Origin of the sequence: Herbidospora galbida, from assembly GCF_005233835.1 — a bacterium.
Lineage (GTDB): Bacteria > Actinomycetota > Actinomycetes > Streptosporangiales > Streptosporangiaceae > Herbidospora > Herbidospora galbida.
The window spans coordinates 1-20,670 of the sequence record NZ_SZQA01000073.1; the positions used below are offsets into that span (position 1 = coordinate 1).

Annotated in this window: 24 protein-coding genes; 21 read left to right on the forward strand and 3 right to left on the reverse strand. The window is 70.7% G+C overall.

The annotated features are described in order from the left end of the window. The first annotated feature begins 220 nt into the window (after window positions 1-220). The 14 genes from FDA94_RS41280 to FDA94_RS37675 all read left to right on the forward strand — a co-directional run bounded on the left by FDA94_RS41280 (window position 221) and on the right by FDA94_RS37675 (window position 11,265). The gene (locus FDA94_RS41280) at window positions 221-1,105 is read left to right on the forward strand and encodes a PP2C family protein-serine/threonine phosphatase (RefSeq protein ID WP_281286702.1); all 885 of its coding nucleotides are present in this window, start codon (window positions 221-223) and stop codon (window positions 1,103-1,105) included. Then, the gene (locus FDA94_RS41285; protein WP_281286703.1) at window positions 1,009-1,224 is read left to right on the forward strand and encodes a hypothetical protein; all 216 of its coding nucleotides are present in this window, start codon (window positions 1,009-1,011) and stop codon (window positions 1,222-1,224) included. The genes FDA94_RS41280 and FDA94_RS41285 overlap by 97 nt, the downstream gene beginning before the upstream one ends. A gap of 120 nt (window positions 1,225-1,344) precedes the next feature. Next, complete coding sequence (locus FDA94_RS37620; protein ID WP_137251797.1) at window positions 1,345-1,905, forward strand: SseB family protein; 561 nt, start codon at window positions 1,345-1,347, stop codon at window positions 1,903-1,905. A gap of 102 nt (window positions 1,906-2,007) precedes the next feature. Then, window positions 2,008-2,667 (forward strand): prepilin peptidase, encoded by a 660-nt coding sequence (locus FDA94_RS37625; protein WP_137251798.1) that lies wholly within the window; start codon window positions 2,008-2,010, stop codon window positions 2,665-2,667. Window positions 2,668-2,692: 25 nt separating this feature from the next. Beyond that, entirely contained in the window at window positions 2,693-3,871 is a 1,179-nt protein-coding gene (aroC, locus tag FDA94_RS37630) for a chorismate synthase (protein ID WP_137251799.1), read from the forward strand. An 11-nt stretch (window positions 3,872-3,882) separates the two neighbouring features. Next, window positions 3,883-4,392 carry a shikimate kinase gene (locus FDA94_RS37635; protein ID WP_137251800.1) on the forward strand — a complete coding sequence of 170 codons (510 nt, stop codon included), beginning with the start codon at window positions 3,883-3,885 and terminating at the stop codon, window positions 4,390-4,392. Continuing rightward, window positions 4,389-5,471, forward strand: coding sequence for a 3-dehydroquinate synthase (aroB, locus tag FDA94_RS37640; protein ID WP_137251801.1), 1,083 nt, complete (start codon window positions 4,389-4,391; stop codon window positions 5,469-5,471). Before FDA94_RS37635 ends, aroB begins: the two co-directional genes overlap by 4 nt. Continuing rightward, window positions 5,464-5,892 carry a type II 3-dehydroquinate dehydratase gene (gene aroQ / locus FDA94_RS37645; protein ID WP_137251802.1) on the forward strand — a complete coding sequence of 143 codons (429 nt, stop codon included), beginning with the start codon at window positions 5,464-5,466 and terminating at the stop codon, window positions 5,890-5,892. The genes aroB and aroQ overlap by 8 nt, the downstream gene beginning before the upstream one ends. A 1-nt stretch (window position 5,893) precedes the next feature. Beyond that, window positions 5,894-6,646: an SGNH/GDSL hydrolase family protein gene (locus FDA94_RS37650; RefSeq protein WP_137251803.1), complete on the forward strand. Its 753-nt coding sequence runs from the start codon at window positions 5,894-5,896 to the stop codon at window positions 6,644-6,646. A gap of 65 nt (window positions 6,647-6,711) precedes the next feature. After that, complete coding sequence (locus FDA94_RS37655) at window positions 6,712-7,086, forward strand: hypothetical protein (protein WP_137251804.1); 375 nt, start codon at window positions 6,712-6,714, stop codon at window positions 7,084-7,086. Further along, window positions 7,083-8,171 carry an SRPBCC family protein gene (locus FDA94_RS37660; RefSeq protein ID WP_137251805.1) on the forward strand — a complete coding sequence of 363 codons (1,089 nt, stop codon included), beginning with the start codon at window positions 7,083-7,085 and terminating at the stop codon, window positions 8,169-8,171. The genes FDA94_RS37655 and FDA94_RS37660 overlap by 4 nt, the downstream gene beginning before the upstream one ends. Next, window positions 8,164-10,161, forward strand: coding sequence for a hypothetical protein (locus FDA94_RS41290; RefSeq protein ID WP_212735691.1), 1,998 nt, complete (start codon window positions 8,164-8,166; stop codon window positions 10,159-10,161). Before FDA94_RS37660 ends, FDA94_RS41290 begins: the two co-directional genes overlap by 8 nt. Continuing rightward, the gene (locus tag FDA94_RS37670; protein WP_137251806.1) at window positions 10,158-10,406 is read left to right on the forward strand and encodes a hypothetical protein; all 249 of its coding nucleotides are present in this window, start codon (window positions 10,158-10,160) and stop codon (window positions 10,404-10,406) included. Before FDA94_RS41290 ends, FDA94_RS37670 begins: the two co-directional genes overlap by 4 nt. Before the next feature lie 31 nt (window positions 10,407-10,437). Then, complete coding sequence (locus FDA94_RS37675; protein ID WP_137251807.1) at window positions 10,438-11,265, forward strand: MOSC domain-containing protein; 828 nt, start codon at window positions 10,438-10,440, stop codon at window positions 11,263-11,265. On the opposite strand, the gene FDA94_RS37680 is transcribed toward FDA94_RS37675, so the two are convergent. Beyond that, window positions 11,255-13,219 (reverse strand): ATP-dependent DNA helicase, encoded by a 1,965-nt coding sequence (locus FDA94_RS37680; RefSeq protein WP_137251808.1) that lies wholly within the window; start codon window positions 13,217-13,219, stop codon window positions 11,255-11,257. The genes FDA94_RS37675 and FDA94_RS37680 overlap by 11 nt on opposite strands. A gap of 306 nt (window positions 13,220-13,525) precedes the next feature. Here FDA94_RS37680 and FDA94_RS37685 point away from each other — a divergent pair, with 306 nt between their 5' ends. Then, window positions 13,526-14,731 (forward strand): hypothetical protein, encoded by a 1,206-nt coding sequence (locus FDA94_RS37685; protein ID WP_137251809.1) that lies wholly within the window; start codon window positions 13,526-13,528, stop codon window positions 14,729-14,731. Window positions 14,732-14,759: 28 nt separating this feature from the next. After that, the gene (locus FDA94_RS37690; protein WP_137251815.1) at window positions 14,760-16,346 is read left to right on the forward strand and encodes a Na+/H+ antiporter; all 1,587 of its coding nucleotides are present in this window, start codon (window positions 14,760-14,762) and stop codon (window positions 16,344-16,346) included. On the opposite strand, the gene FDA94_RS37695 is transcribed toward FDA94_RS37690, so the two are convergent. Next, on the reverse strand, window positions 16,343-16,600 hold the full coding sequence (locus tag FDA94_RS37695) for a ubiquitin carboxyl-terminal hydrolase 14 (protein WP_030454248.1): 258 nt from the start codon (window positions 16,598-16,600) through the stop codon (window positions 16,343-16,345). The genes FDA94_RS37690 and FDA94_RS37695 overlap by 4 nt on opposite strands. 95 nt (window positions 16,601-16,695) lie before the next feature. Here FDA94_RS37695 and FDA94_RS37700 point away from each other — a divergent pair, with 95 nt between their 5' ends. From FDA94_RS37700 to FDA94_RS37715, 4 genes are read left to right on the forward strand one after another with little or no spacing between them, the layout of a single operon-like run. Beyond that, window positions 16,696-17,085: a hypothetical protein gene (locus FDA94_RS37700; RefSeq protein ID WP_137251810.1), complete on the forward strand. Its 390-nt coding sequence runs from the start codon at window positions 16,696-16,698 to the stop codon at window positions 17,083-17,085. Window positions 17,086-17,133: 48 nt separating this feature from the next. Further along, window positions 17,134-17,466 carry a YidH family protein gene (locus FDA94_RS37705; RefSeq protein ID WP_062333802.1) on the forward strand — a complete coding sequence of 111 codons (333 nt, stop codon included), beginning with the start codon at window positions 17,134-17,136 and terminating at the stop codon, window positions 17,464-17,466. After that, complete coding sequence (locus tag FDA94_RS37710) at window positions 17,456-17,779, forward strand: DUF202 domain-containing protein (RefSeq protein WP_137251811.1); 324 nt, start codon at window positions 17,456-17,458, stop codon at window positions 17,777-17,779. The genes FDA94_RS37705 and FDA94_RS37710 overlap by 11 nt, the downstream gene beginning before the upstream one ends. A gap of 45 nt (window positions 17,780-17,824) precedes the next feature. Beyond that, entirely contained in the window at window positions 17,825-18,787 is a 963-nt protein-coding gene (locus FDA94_RS37715) for a zinc-binding alcohol dehydrogenase family protein (protein WP_137251812.1), read from the forward strand. Here the strand turns inward: FDA94_RS37715 and FDA94_RS37720 are convergent. Beyond that, complete coding sequence (locus FDA94_RS37720; protein WP_137251813.1) at window positions 18,784-19,899, reverse strand: ferritin-like domain-containing protein; 1,116 nt, start codon at window positions 19,897-19,899, stop codon at window positions 18,784-18,786. The genes FDA94_RS37715 and FDA94_RS37720 overlap by 4 nt on opposite strands. Window positions 19,900-19,972: 73 nt before the next feature. On the opposite strand from FDA94_RS37720, the gene FDA94_RS37725 reads away from it, so the two are divergent. Beyond that, window positions 19,973-20,605 (forward strand): TetR/AcrR family transcriptional regulator C-terminal domain-containing protein, encoded by a 633-nt coding sequence (locus FDA94_RS37725; RefSeq protein WP_137251814.1) that lies wholly within the window; start codon window positions 19,973-19,975, stop codon window positions 20,603-20,605. The last annotated feature ends 65 nt before the right edge of the window (window positions 20,606-20,670 follow it).

Genomic DNA, 20,670 nt, shown 5'->3' on the forward strand with positions numbered 1-20,670 from the left:
GGCGGGCGTTAGCGTGGGCCATGAAGACCTCCGGGATGGTGATGACGGCAATCTCCACCACATCCGGAGGTCTTCCATTTGATCAAGCATCAGCTCCGGCGAGTCACCAACCTGATGGCCGAGTACAACTAGCACCAGCGGTATGAGAAACCCGAGCCCGAAGCAGGTGTCGCAGGGGATGCTTGTCCTGCGGCGGGACGGGGGGACGTGGGGAGCAGGCTTGGCGCGTGATCGGCTCGGCTTGGCCGAGGTGCTGGCAGCAGCGGAGGATGCCGCGCCGGTAGCCTCTCTGGACGTGGTGGCGCGCAATCTGCGTGACCGGTTCGGCGCGCGATACGTGTCATTCCTGTTCCTCGACGTCGTCGGCCGGCGCCTGTTGCGGGTCAACGAGGAGGCGGCTTCCGAACAGGAGCGCCGCGCCGAACAGGTCCCCCCGGCCGGCAGCACCGTCTATGACGACGTCCTGCGCACCCAGAAGCTGACACAGGCTCCCGTGGACGAGCACGGGCAGCGGGTCCTGGCCCCGGTGACCAACCGCGGTGACACCATCGGAGTCCTGGAGCTGTTCCTGACCCGGGTCACCCAGGACGTGCTGGAGCAGGTTGAAGAGGCCGCGCATGCGCTGGCGTACATCATCGTCACCGACCGGCGCTTCACCGACCTGTATCACTGGGGCAACCGCACCACCACGGTCAGCCTGGCGGCGGAGATCCAGCGCCAGCTGCTGCCCTCGGCCGCTTTCTGCGAGGCGGCGCAGTTCGCCGTCGCCGCGGCGTTGGTCCCGGCCTCCGACATCGCCGGTGACAGTTACGACTACAGCCTCGACCACGACACCCTGCACCTGTCCATCACCGACGCCATGGGCCACGACGTCAACGCCGCGCTCATGGCCACTTTGCTGGTCAACGCCTCACGCGGCGCCCGCCGAAGCGGAGCGGATCTCGCGGGGCAGGCGGGATCCACCAGGCCCTGCTGGATCACGGCCGGAGTACCTTCGCCACCGGCCAGTTGCTGCGCATCGCGCTGGACGGAACCGGCACCCAGTTCGTCAACGCCGGTCATCCCTGGCCGTTGCGGTTGCGCGGCGGCGTGGTCGAGGAACTGAGACCGGCCGTGGACTTTCCCTTCGGCTTCGCCGGGCAGGGCCCGCACCGGGTTCTGGACTGGCGCTCTGGTCCGGGCCGGTCCGAGCGGAGCGGCAGCGGGCGGGGCTTTCGCCCCTGACCGGGTGACCGATCACAGCGCCCGCCCGCTGAAGATCACCGGGCTCGATCGACTACTGGGCTCCGCCCGCCGCCCACAGTGGCGGGCGCCGTCACGGCCGGGCGGGTATCCTCGCCCTTCGTGCCTTCGATTCCGCAGCCCCTGGTGCCCGACGACGACGGGCGGGCCGACGCCGCGCTGGCCGAGACACTGGCCGGCTTCCAGACCGGGGCCGCCACCGTCGCCGACGTCCTGACCGCCCTCGGACCGGCCCGGCTGCTCGTGCCCGTCGTGGCGCTCCTCACCGAGGCCGAGGTCGGCGAAGACGGGCTCAAGCGGGAGAAGGAGAGCGAGATGGCTCTCCCCAAGCTCGTCGGGCAGGACGGCCGGATGGCCGTGCTCGCGTTCACCGGTGTCGAGGCGCTCGCCCGGTGGCGGGCCGACGCACGGCCCATCCAGGCATCCGCGTCGCAGGTCTGCAAGGCGGCCGTGCACGAGCAGGCCGCGGCCGTCGTCATCGACGTCGCGGGCCCGGCCCCGTTCGCGGTCGAAGGGTCCATGCTGCACGCCATGGCCGCCATCGAGGACGCCGCCGCGCGCCGGAACCTCGACGTCGACGTGCCGGGGGTGACGGTGGCCCGCTTCGAGGCCGCGCCGCCGAAGAAGAGCTGGTGGCGCCGTAAGGGATCTTCACAGTCGTGACGCGCCTGCCGAAGAAGAGGAACTGGTGGCGGCGCATGGGGTTTCCACACTCGTAACGCGTATCGGGACCGTGCGCGCCGTTGACCGGTTAGGGTCGGCCGCGTGTTGTCTTGGGGGCTGCTCGCGCTGCTCGGCGTGGTCGCGGGGCGTTACGCGCGCGAGCTCGCCGGAGGGTTCGTGCCCGAGCCCGACGACACGCGCAAAGAGGCGCTCGCGGCCTTACGCCACGCCGTCGGGGTCGTGCCGGTGCCGCGTCCGCCCTTCGTCGTCGAGGCGGTGACAGGGCTGCTGTTCGGGGTCCTCGCCTGGCGATACGCCCCGACGCCCGAGCTGGTCCCGGCGCTGCTGCTGGCGGCCTGGGCGGGGGTCGTCCTCACAATCACCGATCTGCGCACGTGGCGGCTGCCCGACGTCGTGACGCTGCCCGCCTACCCGGTGCTGCTGGTCGCGCTCGCCCCCACCGGGCGGCTGATGGTCGCCGCCGCCTGCGGGCTGGCCATGGCCGGGATCTATCTCGTCCTGTGGTTCGGGCGGCCGTCCGGGATCGGGTTCGGCGACGTGAAGCTGGCGGGGCTCGTCGGGCTCGTGGCCGGGGCGGTCGGCGTCGACGCCGCCGTCATCGCCGGAGTGGGCGGCCAGCTGCTCGGCGGGCTGTGGGCATTAGGGCTGCTTATCACCCGGAAAGGCACCCGGACCAGCGAGTTCCCCTTCGGTCCGGCTATGATCGCGGGCGCGCTGGCGGCACTGCTGGCGGGAGCTTAACCGCACATCTGAAAGACTTGGTCCCATGCTGCGCTGGTTGACCGCCGGGGAGTCCCACGGCCCCGAACTCATCGCGATCCTCGAGGGCCTGCCCGCCGGGGTGGAGATCACCACATCCGAGCTCGAGGAGGCCCTGCGCCGCCGGCGTCTCGGCTACGGGCGCGGCGCCCGCATGAAGTTCGAGCAAGACGAACTGACCATCTCGGGCGGCGTCCGCCACGGCCGCACACTCGGCTCGCCGGTCGCCATCCGCGTCGGCAACACCGAGTGGCCCAAGTGGGAGCAGGTGATGGCGGCCGACCCGGTCGACCCCGCCGTCCTCGAAGGGCTCGCCCGCAACGCGCCCCGGTCGCGGCCCCGCCCCGGCCACGCCGACCTCGCCGGCATGCAGAAATACGGCTTCGACGACGCCCGGCCCGTCCTCGACCGGGCCAGCGCCCGTGAGACGGCCGCCCGCGTGGCGCTCGGCCAGGTCGCCAAGAACTTCCTCAAGCAGGCCCTCGGCGTCGAGATCGTCAGCCACGTCGTGTCGATCGGGTCGGCCGTGACCCCGTCGGCCGAGCTGCCGACCCCCGCCGACCTGGCCCGCATCGACGACGACCCGGTCCGCTGCTTCGACCCCGAGGGCAGCGCCGCGATGGTCGCCGAGATCGACAAGGCCCACAAAGAGGGCGACACCCTCGGCGGCGTCGTCGAGGTCGTCGCCTACGGCCTGCCGCCGGGCCTGGGCAGCTACACCCACTGGGACCGCCGCCTCGACGCCCGGCTCGCCGCCGCCCTCATGGGCATCCAGGCGATCAAGGGCGTCGGCGTCGGCGACGGCTTCGAGACCGCCCGCCGTCCCGGGTCGCGCGCCCACGACGAGATCGAGAACACCGAGAACGGCGTCCGGCGCATCACCAACCGGGCCGGCGGCGTCGAGGGCGGCATGACCAACGGCGAGCCGCTGCGGGTCAGCGCCGCCATGAAGCCGATCTCGACCGTGCCGAGGGCGCTGGCCACCATCGACGTGGTCACCGGCGAGGCCGCCAAGGCCCACCACGAGCGCTCCGACGTGTGCGCCGTGCCGGCCGCCGCGATCGTCGCCGAGGCCATGGTCGCGCTGGTGCTGGCCGACGCCGCCGCCGAGAAGTTCGGCGGCGACTCCGTCGAGGAGGTGGCCCGCAACGTCTCCGGCTACCTGTCCTCGCTGATCATCAAGTAGGGGGAGCGTGCATGCCTGTCGTGGTGCTGATCGGCCCGCCGGGGTCCGGCAAGTCGACCACCGGTGAGTTCCTGGCCGAACGCCTCGGCGTCGGCTTCCGTGACACCGACGCCGACGTCGAGCAGGTCGCGGGCAAGCCGATCGGCGACATCTTCGTCGAAGACGGCGAAGAGGCGTTCCGCGCGCTCGAAGCGGCGGCGGTCGCCAAGGCGCTGGCCGAGCACGAGGGCGTGCTGGCCCTCGGCGGGGGCTCGATCCTCGACGCCGCGACCCGCGAGCTGCTGGCCGGCCACACCGTGGTCTACCTGAAGGTCGGCCTCGACCAGGCGGTCAAGCGCGTCGGCCTGGCCTCGGCCCGCCCGCTGCTGGTCCTCAACCCCCGCAGCCAGCTGCGCAAGCTGATGGAAGAACGCCGTCCCCTGTACGAGGGCCTCGCGGTCCTCACCGTCGCCACCGACGACCTGGAGGCCGACGTGGTGGCCGACCAGATCAAGGCCGAGCTCCAGCCGGAGGCCGAGTGACCGTCACCCGCATCCCCGTCTTCGGCGACAGCCCCTACGACGTCGTCGTCGGCACCGGCATCCTCGGCGAGCTGCCCGGCCTGGTGGGCGACAAGGCCCGCACGGTCGCCGTCATCCACCCGGTCACCCTGCCCGAGCTCGCGGGGCCGGTGACGGGCGTCCTGGAGAAGGCCGGATACGACGTGCTGGCCATCCCGGTGCCCGACGCCGAGGCGGCCAAAGACGTCCACGTGCTCTCGTCGCTGTGGTCGGCGTTCGGGCGGCACGGCATGACCCGGACCGACGTCGTGGTCGGCGTCGGCGGCGGGGCCACCACCGACCTGGCCGGGTTCGCGGCCGCCACGTGGCTGCGCGGGGTGCGGGTCGTCCAGGTCCCCACGACGCTGCTGGCCATGGTCGACGCCGCCGTCGGCGGCAAGACCGGCATCAACACCCCCGAGGGCAAGAACCTCGTCGGGTCGTTCCACCCCCCGGCGGGCGTGCTGTGCGACCTCGCGACGCTGGTCGGCGTGCCGCGCGACGACTACGTCGCCGGGCTGGCCGAGACGATCAAGGGCGGGTTCATCGCCGATCCCGAGATCCTCCGGCTGGTCGAGGCCGACCCCGACGCCGCCCGCCACCCCGAGGGCGTCCACACCCGCGAGCTGATCGAGCGCAAGATCCAGGTCAAGGCCGACGTCGTCGGCGCCGACCTGAAAGAGAGCGGGCTGCGCGAGATCCTCAACTACGGCCACACCCTGGCCCACGCCATCGAGCGGGTCGAGAACTACACCATCCGCCACGGCGAGGCGGTGGCCATCGGCCTCGTCTACGCCGCCGAACTCGGCCGTCTGGCCGGGCGGGCCGACCTGGTGGCGCGCACCCGTTCGATTCTGACCTCGGTCGGTCTGCCCACGGTTTACCGTGACGACGCCTGGCCCCGGTTGCGTGAGCACATGAAGATCGACAAGAAGGCCCGGGGGGCCAAGCTCCGGTTCGTCGTGCTCGACGGGCTGGCCGAGCCGTCCCGGCTCGAAGATCCGTCCGAGGAGTTGCTGGAGGCCGCCTACCGGGCGGTGAGCGGAGGCCCCCATGCGTGACGTCCTGGTGCTGAACGGCCCCAACCTGGGCCGCCTGGGCACCCGCGAACCCGACGTCTACGGCGCCACCACGTTCAAGGACCTGGTGGAGATCTGCGAGACCGCCGGTCGCGAGCTGGGCCTGTCGGTCGAGGTCAGGCAGACCGACGACGAGGCCGAGATGGTCGGCTGGATCCACGGCGCGGCCGACTCCCGCACCCCGGTGATCCTCAACCCGGCGGCGTTCACCCACTACAGCTACGCGCTGCGCGACGCGCTCGCCCAGCGCACCGCGCCGCTGATCGAGGTGCACATCTCCAACCCGGCCGCCCGGGAGGAGTTCCGCCACACCTCGGTCGTGGCGGCCGTCGCCAACGGCACGATCGCCGGTTTCGGCGTGCAGTCCTATGTTCTGGCCTTGCGAGCCATCGCGGAGATGTGAGATGTACGGGTCGTTCGTCGCCCTCGGCGACAGTTTCACCGAGGGCCTCAACGACCCGGGCGTGAACGGTTCCTATCGTGGCTGGGCCGACCGGGTCGCCGAGACCCTGGCCGCCCAGAACCCCTCTTTCACGTACGCCAACCTCGCGGTCCGCGGCCGCCTGCTCGGCCAGGTGGTGGCCGAACAGGTGCCGAGGGCGATCGAGATGCGTCCCGACCTGGTCAGCTTCTGCGCCGGCGGCAACGACCTGCTGCGCCCCGGCAGCGACCCCGACAAGATGGCCAAGACCTTCGCCGGGGCGGTCAGGTCGCTGCGCGAGACCGGCGCCGACGTGGTGGTCTTCACCGGCGTCGACCCGCGCGACACCCCGATCATGCGCCGCGCCCGGGGCACGTTCGCGACCTTCTACCTGCACGTCCGTTCGATCGCCGACCTCTACGGCTGCCGCCTGGTCGACCAGTGGTCGATGCAGGGCCTGCGCGACTGGCGGGCCTGGAGCGACGACCGGTTGCACATGAACGAGCACGGACACCGCCTGGTCGCGGCCAAGGTGCTCGACGTGCTGGGCGTACCGGGGCAGGAATGGCGGTTCAGCTGGCCGCCCCGCGACAAGGTCGACCCCCGGGTGAAGCGCCGGGAGGACGCCGAGTGGCTGCGCGAACACCTGGCCCCGTGGGTGCTGCGCCGCCTGCGCGGCAGGTCGTCGGGAGACAACGTGACGCCAAAACGTCCAGATTTGTCACCTTTCGACTAATTTGAAGCGCGCTTGAGGTGCACTGTCCGCTTTCCGGGGAGGGGAATTCCGGAAGGGGGACAGTGATGAAGGCAAGTCAGGGGAAACTCGCCGTGGGCATCGCCCTCGGCTATTACTTCGGCCGCAACCACAAACTCGCGCTCGCGACCGCCGTCGCCGTGGGAGGTCTCGCCGGAGCGCTCCGGCCCAAGAGCCTGCTGGGGAAGGGCCTCAAGAGCCTCGGCTCGCCCGAACTGGAAGAGCTCGCCGGGAAGCTGCAGACCGACCTCATGGAGGCCGGCCGCGCCGCCGCCACCGCGGCGACCACCGGCCCGATCAACCAGCTGAGCGACCGCATCCACGACAAGGCGGAACGGCTGCGCAGCCCGCTCGGCACCAAGACCGCCGAGAAGGCCGACACGAAGACCTCCGAGAAGACCTCCACTGAGGAGGACGCATGACGGACACCAAGACGGCATCGCCCCTCGGCAGACTCGGCAAGGAAGTCGGCGGCATGCTCGGCGCGGCCGGCAAGCGCGGCGTCCACAAGCTCACCGGCAAGGTGACCGGCACGCTCAAGGGCAAAGTCGGCGACCTCACCGACCGCCTGACGAACTACGCCACCGGGGAGACGGGCGGCCTGGCGGGCCTGGGCCTGGGCGGCTCGAAGGAGTCCAAGTCCAAGGGCGAGGGCGAACAGGGCGAGGAGAAGAAGGAAGGCATCTTCAAGCGCATCGGGCACGGCATCAAGGGCGTCTCCGAGATCTTCAAGGCCATCACCGGAAAGGGCGGCAAGGGCAAGGGCGGCCGGAAGGTCGTCAACATCGTCGAGGCGATCGACATCGGCGCGCCCCTGCGGACCGTCTACGACCAGTGGACCCAGTTCGAGGAGTTCCCGTCCTTCATGAAGAAGGTCGAGAGCGTCCGCCAGGACGAAGACCAGAAGATGACGTGGAAGGCCCAGGTCTTCTGGTCGCACCGCACCTGGCAGGCCGACATCATCGACCAGGTCCCCGACGACCACATCATCTGGCGCTCCCACGGCGCCAAGGGCCACGTCGACGGCGCCGTGTCCTTCAGCGGCCTGGCCCCCAACATGACCCGGATGCTGGTCACGCTGGAATACCACCCGCAGGGCCTGTTCGAGAAGACCGGCAACATCTGGCGTGCCCAGGGCCGCCGCGCCCGGCTGGAACTGAAGCACTTCCGCCGGTACGTCATGAACCAGACCCTCCTCAAGCCGCCCGACGATCTCCAGGGCTGGCGGGGCGAGATCCACGACGGCGAGGTCGTCGAAGGGTCGAGGGAACGGAACCAGGAGAAGGACGAGCAGGAGCGGCGGGAAAGGGAGGCCGAGCAGGCCGACCAGACCGAACAGGCGACCGAGTCACCCGAAGCGCCCCCGCCCGGCTCGGGCGAGGAACCCGAGGCGCCGGAGGAGGGCGAAGAGTCCGCCGAGCCCGAAGAAGAGACCGAAGAGACCGCCCGGGAAGACGGCGAAGAGGAAGAGAGAGTCCCCGAGGGCCAGGTGAGCGCTCGTGGCTGACGAGGACCCGGACGTCTACCTCGACGTACCGAACCTCAGCGTCGACGAGATCACCCTGCGGGTCGCCGACCTCAAGGCCCGGGTCAGCGTCAGCGCCGAGGTCCTGGACCTGCTCAAACTCAACGTCGGGGCGGACGTGTCCCTGGGCGAGGTCGACCTGTCCATCAAGGGCGTCCAGGCCCAGGCCCTGCTCAAGGTACGCCTGGACAACGTCGCCAGAATCGTCGGCGACGTCCTGCAGACCCTCGACCACAACCCGCAGATCCTCGAACACCTGACCCGGGGCCTGGGCAACGCGACCGAACAGATCGGCGCCGGCGCCGGCCAGGCCGTCGGCGAGATCGGCAAGGGCGCGAGCAGCGCCGTCAGCGACGTCGGCTCAGGGGCAGGCGACGCGGTCCGCGACGTGGGCTCGGGTGCGGGCCACGCGGTCAGCGATGTCGGCGCGGGCGCCGGTCATGCGGTCGGTGAGGTCGGTGAGGGTGCCGGTGAGGCGGTCGGCGATGTCGGCAAGGGCGCTGGTCATGCGGTCGGTGAGGTCGGTGAGGGTGCCGGTGAGGCGGTCGGCGATGTCGGCAAGGGCGCGGGTCACGCGGTCGGCGAGGTCGGCGAAGGTGCCGGTAATGCGGCCAGCGAAGTCGGCGAAGGCGCGGGCGAGGCGGTCGGCGATGTGGGCGCGGGTGCTGGTAAGGCAGCCGAATCAGTCGGCGAGGGCGCCGGTGAGGCGGGCGAATCAGTTGGCGCAGGCACGGGTCGCGCTGTGAGCGACGTCGGCGAAGGCGCCGGTAAGGCGACCGAAGAGGCGGGAGCGGGAGCCGGCCAAAGCGCCGGGGAGACCGTGGGCCAGGTGAGCGACAGTGCTGGTCAGGCCGTCGGCGGCGCGGGTGAAGGCGCTGGGCGGCCAGGCGAACAGGCTTCCCGCGGTAGCGCCGAAGGCGCTCAGGCCGCTCAGACGCGTGATGCCGGTTCGGGGCAGGCCGATCAGGTGGCCGACGAGCGGCCTGGAGCAAGTCGGGCCGATCAGGCCTCCGGCGAGGCTGGTGACGAGGACGACGTGCTCACCGGCACTGTGGTCGAGGACCGACGGCGATCTGGAGCCAGAGCTGATCAAGGCCAGGGTTCCCAGGAAGAGAGCGTTTCCCGATCTCCGACGGAGGAGGCGCCTGAGGCAGATTCCGGCATTGGCGAAGAGGCGGCTGACGCGCAAGCCGGGTCGGCTCTCGGCAACGGCGCGGGCGGAGTGAGTCGGCAGACCGACTCCCCGACCGAAGACGGGCAGCCTGAGGAGCACCGGCCAGAAGAGGCGGAAGAAGGACCGGCCAAGCACCTGGACGGAGAAGCAGTCCGGGCTGAGGAGCCGCAAACAGGCGGCCGGGCGGAAAAGCCGGGCGCAGAAGGCCGTGCGGGAGAGCCGGCAGATGAACCCGGCGCTGAGGAGCCAACCTCTGACGATCGGCGCGACGAGACGGACGCCGAACGTCGGACCGACGACACGGCTGGAGAACTCCGCACCAGAGGCGAGAGCCCGGCCGAGAAGTCACCCGCAGAAGGCACTCCCGAAGACGAGGGAGAGGTGGTCAGCGCGGCGGAGTCCAAAAGCGGAGGCGAGGCGGAGAATCCAAGCGCAGAAGGCCGACCTGCGCCGACAAAAGCAGAAGGTCCAACCAAAGGGCAGGAAGGCGGAGGCCAGGCAGGCGAGCCAAGAGGACAAGGCCTGGCTGAGACACCGCGATCAGGAGGCCCGGCTGCAGAGACGACTGATGAAGGCCAGACCGAGGGGCTGAAGGCCGAGGGCCAAGCCGGGAAGCCGGAGGGAGAAGGTCAGCCCGGGCCGAAGACCAAGGATCACGCCCAAGAGAAGGCCGAGCACTGGCGTCGAGAACGCCCCGACCGGGCCAACCAGACACTCGGCGGCGCGTTGAAGGAGCTCCGCCATGCCGCGTTGCTCGCCGGCATGCGGCGCCTCGGCAAGCTGGGGAGGCCCCCGTGAGCGGCCGTCCAAGCGACGAAGACATCGCCCGGGCCGACATCGTGATGGCCGCCGAGGTCGAGGCCGACGACCTTGAGGTCAAGGTCGCGCCCGATCATCAGGTCGAGTTCCACGGCGACGACCAAGCGGCGTCCGGCACCAACCGGGAGAATCTGCCCGAAAGTGTCACCGACGGTGCGCGATATCGTTCCGTCCGGATCAGCTATGCGCTGCAGGCCCGCGCCGCGCGGGTGAATCCCACGTGATCGGGAGAGCGCTTTCTCTTACAGTCGACTGATGAAGCTCTCCGACATCCGGATCTATCCCGTCAAGTCGGTGACCGGTATCCGGCTCGACCGTGCCCAGGTCCTCCCGTGGGGTCTCGAAGGCGACCGCCGGTGGGCCGTCGTCGACGACAAGGGGGACGGCTACTGGTCAGGTGAGAATCCCGAGTATCTCGCCGTCCGGGCCGTCAACACCCCGGAGGGCGGGCTGATCCTCAACGCCCCGGGGCTCGACGAGCTCAGGGTGCCGCCCGCCGACGGGCCGCTTGTGCCCGTCTACTTCCACGGGCTCGACGAGGCCATGCTCGCGCACGACGACGCCCATGAATGGTTCACCCGTCTTCTGGGCAAACCGGCCAGACTCGTGTACCTCGACGACCCCAACCGGCGGCACATCGTCGACTACCACGGCGGGCTGCCCGGCGAGGTCGTCAGTTTCGCCTGGGACGCCCCGCTGCTGCTCGTCACCCGCGACTCGCTGACCCGCCTCGACGACTGGATCGCCGAGGGCGCCATCGAGCGGCAGGAGGAGGCTCCCCGGCCGCTCGACGTCGCGCGGTTCCGGCCGAGCGTGGTCGTCGAGGGGTTCGAGCCGTTCGAGGAGGACACCTGGACGTCGGTCCGCATCGGCGACGTCGACTTCCGCGTGTCCGAACTGTGCGACCGCTGCTTCGTCACCCTCTGGGACCCCGACACCCGGGAGCGCGGCAAGGAACCCCTGCGCACTCTGGCCAAACACCGCAGGTGGGACGGCAAGACCTGGTTCGGCATCCGACTGGTCCCGAGGAACCTCGGCGAGCTCGCGGTCGGCGACCCGGTGGTGCCGGTCGTCAGGACGTGAGCCGCTTCAGCGCCGCCCGGACCACCGCGGGGTCGGTCGTCCGCCAGTAGGGCGGCAGCGAGTTCAGCAGGAAGCCGCTGTAACGCGCTGTCGCCAGGCGGGGGTCGAGGACGGCGATGACGCCCCGGTCGTCCATCGAGCGCAGCAGCCGGCCGGCGCCCTGGGCGAGCAATAGCGCGGCGTGGGTGGCCGCGACCGACATGAAGCCGTTGCCGCCCTTGGCCGCCACGTGGCGCTGCCGTGAGGAGGTCAGCGGGTCGTCGGGGCGGGGGAACGGGATGCGGTCGATGATGACGCAGGTCAGCGACGGGCCGGGCACGTCGACGCCCTGCCACAGCGACAGGGTGCCGAACAGGCAGGTCTCGGGGTCGGCGGCGAACTGCTTCACCAGCAGCGACGTCGAGTCGTCGCCCTGGCACAGCAGCGGCACCGACAGCCGGTCGCGCAGCGCCTCGGTCGCCGCCTTGGCGGCGCGCATCGAGGAGAACAGGCCGAGGGTGCGGCCGCCGGCGGCTTCGACGAGTTCGACCATCTCCTGGATGTAGGCGTCGGGCAGGCCGTCGCGACCGGGCTGGGGGAGGTGCTTGGCGACGTACAGGATGCCGGCGCGGGCGTGGTCGAACGGCGAGCCGACGTCGAGGCCGCTCCAGTCGTCGTTCTTGCCCAGGCCCCACTGGGCCGCCATGCCGTCGAAGGTGCCGCCGAGCGCCAGCGTGGCCGAGGTCAGCACGACGGTCCGGTCGCCGAAGAGCTTGTCGCGGAGCATGCCGCCCACCGACAGGGGCGCGACCCGCAGGGTCGGGGGGACCCGGCCGGAACCCTCCTCCAGCCACACCACCTCGGCCCGGTCGACCTCGGACTCGGCGCCGAACGCGTCGAGCATCCGCTGCGCGGTGTCGTGGACCTCGTCGAGCGCGGTGAAGGCCGCCTTCTTCGCGCCGGCGCCCTCGGGGTCGTCTTTGTCGGCGTTGCGGGAGCCCAGGGCGGTGATGCAGGCGAAGGCGGCGTCGCGCAGGAGCGCCAGGGTCAGCCCCAGTGACTGCGGCAGGTCGTCGACGCGGCCGGCGGGCGCGGCGGCGAGGAGGGAGCCGAGGTCTTCGGCCGCCTCCTGGAGCCGGTCGGCGAGGCCCTGCTCGATGAGCCGGCCGGCGCGGCGGGCGGCCAAGCCGGCCGTGGACTCGGACAGCTCGTCGGTGACCACCGACGTGACGCGGTCGACCAGCTCGTGGGCCTCGTCGACGACCACGACGTCGTGTTCGGGGAGGACCTGGAAGTCTTCCATCGCGTCGATGGCGAGCAGCGCGTGGTTGGTCACCACCACGTCGGACATGCCGGCCCGCTCACGGGCCAGCTCGGCGAAGCACTCGGCGCCGCTGGGGCAGCGCTGGGCGCCCAGGCACTCGCGCGCCGACACCGAGAACTGACGCCAGGCGATCTCGCTCACGCCCGGCACGAGCTCGTCGCGGTCGCCGGTCTCGGTCTCCTCGGCCCATTCCTGGATGCGCTGGACCATGCGGCCCGTGGCGCTCACTTCACGGGGATCGAAAAGCTGATCCTGTTCGTCTTCGGGCATGCCGACAGTTGACTTGTATCGGCACAGATAGTTGCGACGGCCCTTAAGAATGGCGAATTCCGGACGATGCGGGAGTTCTTTTTCGAGGGCGTCGGCGAGCCTCGGAAGATCGCGGTCGACGAGCTGGCGCTGCAGCGCGATGGTCGCCGTGGAGACGACGACGGCGCTGTCGGAGATCGCCGCGTGGCGGATCGCGGGCACCAGATAGGCCAGTGACTTCCCGGTGCCGGTGCCCGCCTGAACTGCGAGATGGTCGCGCTTGTCGAGCGCCTTCTGGACCGCCGTGGCCATCGTGACCTGCCCGGGTCTCTCGGCGCCGCCGAGCTCCCTGACGGCGATCGTGAGCAGCTCTTCTACGGTTGGCAGGTCGGATTTCGGCACCCCGAAAGGCTAGCGCCCGCCACCGACAAGAGCGTGCTGTTATCGGACCGTGACCGCCGGACCACATCCCGGAGTTCGGGGGTGCGAAGGGGAGTTCCCGTGGCACACTGGCCACACGGGGCGCTGGGTCAAAGACGATCTACCTCGGGCAAAACGGGGAAACCCGACCAAGCGAGACGCGGACGGCCGAAGGCCGGCCGTGGCTCGCGCTGGGGATCTGCCGCAATATGCCTGAGACGGGCGTTTCTGCAGGGTTTCATGAGGTCGAGTGGACGGATAAGGGCAGGTAAAGGCACTATGTCTGTCATGTCGGAAGTCGTCCCGCTGCCATCCTTCGGCGAGGTTTTCTTTGACGCCCGAGGTCAGGACCGCGTTCTGCGGGTGACCTGGCACGAGGGGACCCTCGTCCTCAGTCTGTGGCGGGGCGAGATGTGCACCGCCAGTTTCCGCATGCCCATGGACGACGTCGGCCGCCTCCTGGAGACCCTCCAGGTCGGCTACGCCGAGGCCACCGGGCACGCGCCGGGCGGTCCCGACCAGCCGGGCACGGGCCCCTTCCCGGCGCCCGACCTGGCCGACTATCCGGGTGAATATCCCGGCACGGGGCAGTACTCGCGTCCGCCCGCCCCCGAGCAGCAGCCCATGCCGCAGCAGCAGCCGTTCCCGCCCTTCCCGCAGGAACAGCAGCCCATGCCGGTCGGCTATGACCCCAACCCCTATCCCGAGGCCACCCCCGCCTACGGCCAGCCCGCGCCGGCCGCCCCGGCCGCGCTGGGCCCCAACGACGTGCTGGTCGCCCGGGGCGCCCCCACGCGCGACCGCCTCGTCGCCGTCGACCAGCAGGCCCCGCCGCGTGAGCGGCCGCGCCGCCAGGCCCCGCCGCCCGACTTCCCGCCGTTCGACGGACAGGTCCCGGCCGAGCCGGTCTACCAGTTCCCGTCACCGATCCCGGGCCGTCCGGCCTACCAGTTCGACCCCGAGCCCGAGGCCGAGGCGGCCCAGCACCACCAGCAGCCCTTCCCCGGCGACGTCTACCAGGCCGACGCGACGGTCTACCAGACCGGCAGCTACCAGCCGCCGCAGGTCCAGCAGCCGCCGATGCCGCCGCAGATGCCCCCGCAGCAGCAGATGCCGCCCCAGCAGCCCTACCAGCAGTTCCCGCCGGAGCCGCAGCGCCCCCATCTGGTCCAGGCGCCCCCGCCGTTCCCGCCGGAGCCGTTCGCCCAGGGCGATCCCCAGGCCTACCCGCAGGGCTACGCCCAGGGCGCCGTCTACTCGACCGACCCCTCGTTCCAGGTCCCGCCGGGGCAGCAGCAGTATCCGCCGCAGCAGTACGCCGACCCCCGCTACCAGCAGCAGCCGCCGCCGCCGCAGCAGGGCGTCGACCCCAACGACCCGCTGGGCCTCGGCGGCCCGGTCTCGCGGCCCTACGTGGAGGGGCAGCCGCCCATGTACTCCACGGGTGAGCGGGTCCGTCCCGAGGGCGCCGACGAGAGGCGTGACTGGAGCTAGTCGTTAGGGGACATACGATGACCGCTTGATGGAAGCGATCACCGTACTCCAGTTGCTGGCCCTCCCCGCCGGGGCGCTCGCGGTCTCCGCGCTGGCCCGGCGGATGGACTGGAATGTCCCACTGCTTCTCGTGCTGGCCGGGTTGATCGCGTCGATCATCCCGTTCGTGCCGGAATACGAACTGAGCCCGGAGATCGTGCTCTTCGTGTTCCTCCCCCCGCTCCTCTACTCCGCCGCCCTCGACAGCTCCTACCTGCGGCTCCGCGACGTGAAGCGGCCGGTCATGCTGCTGTCGATCGGGCTCGTGCTGTTCTCCACCGCCGTGGTCGCCACGGTGACCTATCTGCTGGTGCCCGAGCTGACCATCCCGGCGGCGATCGCCTTCGGCGCGATCGTGGCGCCGCCCGACGCCGTGGCGGCCGTGGCCGTCGGACGCAAGCTGGGCCTGCCCCGCCGGGTCATGACCGTGCTGATCGGCGAGAGCCTGTTCAACGACGCGACCGCGCTGACCGCCTACCGGGTCGCGATCGGGGTGATCGCGGGCGGCGGGGTGAGCTTCCTCGCGGCGGGCGGGCAGTTCCTGTTCGCCGCGGGCGTCGGCCTGGCCATCGGCCTGGCCATCGCCTACGTCGCGGGCCACATCCTGACCCGGATCTCCGACGCCCTGGTGGCCAACTCGATCTCGCTGCTGGTGCCCTGGGGCGCCTATCTGGCGGCGGAGGTCGTGCACGCCTCGGGCGTGATCTCCGTGGTCGTGGTGGGCATCTACCTCGGCCACCAGATGAGCCGCACCTCCTACGGGACCCGGCTGCTGTCGGCCGCCGTGTGGCAGGTGATGGACTTCCTGCTGGAGGGCATCGTCTTCGCCCTGATCGGGCTGCAGCTGCTGCCGCTGATCGCCGGGCTGGAGGGCTACGACCCCGCCACGGTCGCCATGTACGCCCTGGTGCTGTTCGCCGTGACGGTGCTGAGCCGGGTGGTCTGGATGGTCCCCAGCGCCTACCTGCCGAGGATCCTGTCCAAGAAGGTCCGGGCCCGGGAGCCCAAGGTGCCCTGGCAGAACGTGGCCACGCTCAGCTGGGCCGGGATGCGGGGCGTGGTGTCACTGGCGGCGGCCTTCGCGCTGCCCGCCGACGTGCCGCAGCGCGATCTGCTGCTGTTCCTGACCTTCGCCGTGGTGATCGGGACCCTGGTCGTCCAGGGGCTGTCGTTCCCGTGGCTGATCCGCAAACTCGGGATCTCCAACGAGCGCGAGCGGTTCGAAGACGACCTGTCGGAGGCCGCGGCCCAGCAGGCCGCCGCGGCGGCGGCCACGGCCCGGCTCGACGAACTGGTGGCCGAGGGCGTCCTCGACATCCACGAGGAGGTCGTGCAGGGGCTCCGCGACCGGTCCGACCGGGTGGCGCGGATGGCCTGGGAGCGGCTCGGCGGCGGCACCGGGCCCGAGGGCGAGGAGACGCCCGCGAGCGTCTACCGGCGGTTGCGCCGGGAGATGCTCGCCGCCGAGCGGGCGGTCTTCATCAGGCTCCGCGACCAGCGCCGCATCGACGACGAGGTGCTGCGCCGGATCATGGCGGAGCTCGACTTCGAAGAGGCCACCCTTGAGCGCGACTAACCCATCACGTTGTCGATGAAGCACCACTTCCAGGCTTCACCCGGTTCGAACGACTGCATGACCGGGTGATCGGAGTTCTTGTAGTGGGCGGTGGCATGCCGGCGGGGCGAGGAGTCGCAGCAGCCGATATGTCCGCATTCAAGACACTTGCGCAGGTGGACCCACCGGGTACCCTCGCGCAGGCACTCCTCGCACCCCTGCGGGGAGGTCGGCTTCGGGTCCCCGGCGACCTGCAGATGTTCGCACATTCCCATGCTCTTGATCGTACGACGCCGCATCCGGCACATTCCGACCTGCCCCTTTGCGATGGCGCGCTTAGGGCAGGTTCGCGTGCATTAGGCTCCAGGCCATGCGACTCCTCCCTCTTGCCGCCGTTCCGCTGTCGCTCGTTCTGCTCACCGGTTGCGGTGAGCTCAACGAGATCACGGGGGCGATCGACAAGACGCAGCAGTGTATCCAGGCGGCCGGCATCGTGACCGAGACCGTGCAGAAGGTGACCGGCCTCGCGAGCGACCCACAGGCCGTCGAGACCGCTCTCGCCGACGGCGCGAACAAGCTGGAGAACCTGGCCAACGACGCGGCCAACACGACCCTGTCCGAGGCGGCCAACGACATCGCGGGCAAGCTCGACGCGTTCAACGTGCAGGACGCCAACGACGCCGTCGACGCCCTCCAGAAGCTCGCCGCCGACTCCGTCGCGTGGGTCGAGACCCTCACGTCCGCCTGCGCTGGGGAGTAGCTATTCCGGCAAGTCATGCCTGAATTGCGGTGAAATATCCTTTTCGGTATGGACGGAGAAGAACCGGACCCCCGGTTCACCCTGGCGAACGAACGCACCTACCTCACGTGGCTGAGCACCTCCCTCGCGCTGTGCGCGGGGGGAGTCGCCATGGCGGCGGTGCCCCCCGAGCTCTTCGTCCCCTGGGTCCGCACGACTCTCGCCGTCGTCCTGGTGCTGCTCTCGGCCATGGCGGCGGCGTTCGCCTATCCGCGCTGGCGCAAGGTCCAGACGGCCCTGCGCCGCGCCGAACCCCTCCCGCCGCCCCGGCTCGCGCCCCTGTTCGGCTACGGCGTGGCGGGCGTCGCCGTGCTGGCCCTGGTACTGATCCTTGTCGGCTGAGAGCTGGGATCCCGGCCTCCAGAGTGAACGCACCCGCCTGGCGTGGGTCCGCACCGCCACCGCGCTGTCGACCCTGGGGCTCGGCGGCGCGGGCGTGACGGCCCGCTCCTCGGGGCCCGTCGTGGCGATCGCGTTCTTCGGGGTCGCGGCGCTGCTGGGGGCGGTCACGCTGCTGCGTACGGGAAAGCGGTTCCGGCAGGTGCAGGAGGCGCTGCACGGGCAGCGTCCGTTCGAGCACGGCGGCGACGCCCTGACCCTGTGGTTCGGGGTGCTGGCGGCGGTCGTCGGCAGCTTCGTTTTCGTGGTCTTCTGACCCGTTTTGCCGGGTGGTGACCGTCGGGTCCATAGCCTGCTGACTATGCGTGCCATCGCCACCAGCGCGGCCGGCCTCGTGGACGTCGAGGTGCCCGAGCCCGAGCTCCACCCGCACGACCTGCTCGTCCGGGTCGAGGCCGTGTCGGTCAACCCCGCCGACGTGAAGATCGCCGCCGGCGCGGGGGAGGCCCGGCGGATCCTGGGGTTCGACGCCGCCGGGACCGTCGTCCGGACCGGCCCGGAGGTCACCGGGTTCGAGATCGGCGACGAGGTCTACTACGCCGGCGACATCACCCGCCAGGGCGCGAACGCCGAACTCCACGCCGTCGACGCGCGGATCGCCGGGCACAAGCCCGGGACCCTCTCCATGGCGCAGGCCGCCGCCGTGCCGCTGACCACGATCACCGCCTGGGAGTCGCTGTTCACCCACCTCGGGGCGCACTCGGGGACCACGGGCACCCTGCTCGTCGTCGGGGCGCCCGGCGGGGTGGGCTCGATGCTCGTGCAGCTCGCCAAGCAGCTGACCTCGCTGCGGGTGATCGGCACGGCCTCGCGGGGGGAGACCCACGACTGGGTGACGGGACTGGGCGCCGACGCGATCGTCGACCATCGGGCGCTCGTCGAGTCGGTCAAGAGCGTCGCGCCCGACGGGGTCGAGGCGGTCTTCTCGCCCTTCTCCGAGGGCAACATCGAGGCCTACGCCGAGATCGTCAAGCCGTTCGGGCACGTCGTGGCCATCGACGACCACCATCCCGACCTGTTCCCGCTCAAGTCGAAGAGCATCGCCTGGCACTGGGAGTTCATGTTCACCCACGCCATGTACCAGACCCCCGACATGGCCTCCCAGGGACGCCTGCTCGACGAGGCCGCCGCCCACTTCGACGCGGGCCGCCTGCGCTCGACGCTGACCACCGAGATCGGCGACTTCACCGCCGCCGGGCTGCGCCGGGCGCACCAGCTCGTCGGCGCCGGGTCGTCGATCGGCAAGGTGGTCGTGCGGCGCTAGTCGCTCGTGGCGGCGGCGATCGTCTCGGCGACCTCGACGGCGCGCTCGGCCTCCTCTTTGGCGAAGCGCTCCTCGTCGAGCTTCTCGGCGATCTCCTCGTCCTGGCGCATCAGGTCGTCGAGGTTCTGGCCCGCCATGTCGAGGACGCCCATGTCGACGTAGGCCTGCTGGAGCCGGGGGCTCCACAGGCCGATGTCCTTCACGCACGGCACGATGCGGCTGAACAGCAGCGAGCGGAACAGCTTCAGGTAGCGCGACTCGTCGACCAGCTTGTGGGCCTCTTCGACCTCGGTCTTCGACAGGCCCAGGGCCTCCCACTGCTCCCGGCCGCGCAGCCGGTCGCGCATCAGCCAGCAGCCCTCGATCACGAAGTCCTCGCGCTCGCGGCGTTCGGCCTCCGACAGACCGGCGTAGTAGTCGCGCAGCGCCATGCGGCCGAAGGCGACGTGGCGGGCCTCGTCCTGCATGACGTAGGCGAGGATCTGCTTCGGCAGGGGCTTGGTGGTGATGTCGCGCATGACGCCGAAGGCGGCCAGGGCCAGGCCCTCGATGAGGACCTGCATGCCCAGGTAGGGCATGTCCCAGCGGGAGTCGCTCAGGGTCGAGTCGAGCAGCGACTTCAGGTGGGGGTTGATCGGGTAGGCCAGGCCCACCTTCTCCTGGAGGAAGCGGGCGTAGGTCTCGGCGTGGCGGGCCTCGTCCATGGTCTGGGTGGCCGCGTAGAACTTCGAGTCGAGGTCGGGTACGGACTCCACGATGCGCGCCGAGCAGATCATCGCGCCCTGTTCACCATGCAGGAACTGGGAGAACTGCCAGGCGGCCCCGTGGCGGCGGACCTCCTTGCGGGTCTGGTCGTCCATGCGGTGCCACAGCGGCGAGTCGTAGATCGCGATGGTCTCGTCGGGAATGCCGAGCACGTCGTAGGGGTCGACCTCCAGGCCCCAGTCGACGCGCTTCACCGAGTCCCACTGCTTGTCCTTGCCCTTCTGGTAAAGGGCCAGCATGCGGTCGCGCCCGTCGTCGTACTCCCAGGTGAACCGGGCCGACCCGGCCATCTGGACGTCCCAGGTCCGCAGGTCCGCGGGGATGGTGTAGAGCTCGTGCGTAGACACGTGTGGGCCTCCCGTACGTACGCTGTACGTCTCGACAGTGACACGCAGCTTACCGCCGGTCAATACTGGTCGCGTGCCACCGTTGAACCGCAGCCGGATCGTCGCCGCCGCCATCGACCTGATCGAACGCGAGGGCGCCGACGCCGTCTCCATGCGCCGGATCGCCGCCGACCTGGAAGTCGGCGTGATGTCGCTCTACAACCACGTGCCGAACAAGTCGGCCCTGCTCGACGCGGTGTCCGAGACGATTCTCTCGGAGGTCGAGTTCACCGACGACCCCGCCGCGCCCTGGACCGGCCGGGTGCGTATGCAGGCCCAGGCGTTCCGGCAGATCGCGCACACCCACCCCCGCTCGACCATGGTCGTGGTGAGCCGCCAGCTGAAGTCGGCGGCCGGCATGCTGCCGGTGGAACGGGCGCTGTCGACGCTCCGCGAGGCGGGGTTCGGCGAGCAGGAGGCGGTGCAGATCTTCCGGGTCTTCATCGCGTACGTCATCGGCTCGCTCCTGCGCGAGGTCGGGGTCACCCCCACGTTCGCCCCGGTCCACGGGGCGATCAGGCCCGGCGACGTCGATCCCGAGCTGTTCCCCGAGATCGGCGCGCTGGCCCCGCACCTGTCGGCGTGCGACCACGAGGCCGAGTTCGACTTCGGGCTCGACCTGCTCATCGAGGCCATCGCCGGACGGCTGGCCCAGCGCACGACCTGATCACTCGGCCCGCAGCGCCGCGCCGAGCGGGACCCGGGCGGCGCGGCGGCCCGGCGAGAGCGCCA

Bases quoted from the DNA above. Each gene is read 5' to 3' on its own strand.
- FDA94_RS37700 (WP_137251810.1), top strand. From the start codon at position 16,696: ATGCGACTCCTCCCTCTTGCCGCCGTTCCGCTGTCGCTCGTTCTGCTC.
- aroQ (WP_137251802.1), top strand. From the start codon at position 5,464: ATGCGTGACGTCCTGGTGCTGAACGGCCCCAACCTGGGCCGCCTGGGC.
- FDA94_RS37695 (WP_030454248.1), bottom strand. From the start codon at position 16,600: ATGGGAATGTGCGAACATCTGCAGGTCGCCGGGGACCCGAAGCCGACC.
- FDA94_RS37635 (WP_137251800.1), top strand. From the start codon at position 3,883: ATGCCTGTCGTGGTGCTGATCGGCCCGCCGGGGTCCGGCAAGTCGACC.
- FDA94_RS37650 (WP_137251803.1), top strand. From the start codon at position 5,894: ATGTACGGGTCGTTCGTCGCCCTCGGCGACAGTTTCACCGAGGGCCTC.
- FDA94_RS37675 (WP_137251807.1), top strand. From the start codon at position 10,438: ATGAAGCTCTCCGACATCCGGATCTATCCCGTCAAGTCGGTGACCGGT.
- FDA94_RS37715 (WP_137251812.1), top strand. From the start codon at position 17,825: ATGCGTGCCATCGCCACCAGCGCGGCCGGCCTCGTGGACGTCGAGGTG.
- aroC (WP_137251799.1), top strand. From the start codon at position 2,693: ATGCTGCGCTGGTTGACCGCCGGGGAGTCCCACGGCCCCGAACTCATC.
- FDA94_RS37690 (WP_137251815.1), top strand. From the start codon at position 14,760: ATGGAAGCGATCACCGTACTCCAGTTGCTGGCCCTCCCCGCCGGGGCG.
- FDA94_RS37705 (WP_062333802.1), top strand. From the start codon at position 17,134: ATGGACGGAGAAGAACCGGACCCCCGGTTCACCCTGGCGAACGAACGC.
- FDA94_RS37685 (WP_137251809.1), top strand. From the start codon at position 13,526: ATGTCGGAAGTCGTCCCGCTGCCATCCTTCGGCGAGGTTTTCTTTGAC.
- FDA94_RS37660 (WP_137251805.1), top strand. From the start codon at position 7,083: ATGACGGACACCAAGACGGCATCGCCCCTCGGCAGACTCGGCAAGGAA.
- FDA94_RS37655 (WP_137251804.1), top strand. From the start codon at position 6,712: ATGAAGGCAAGTCAGGGGAAACTCGCCGTGGGCATCGCCCTCGGCTAT.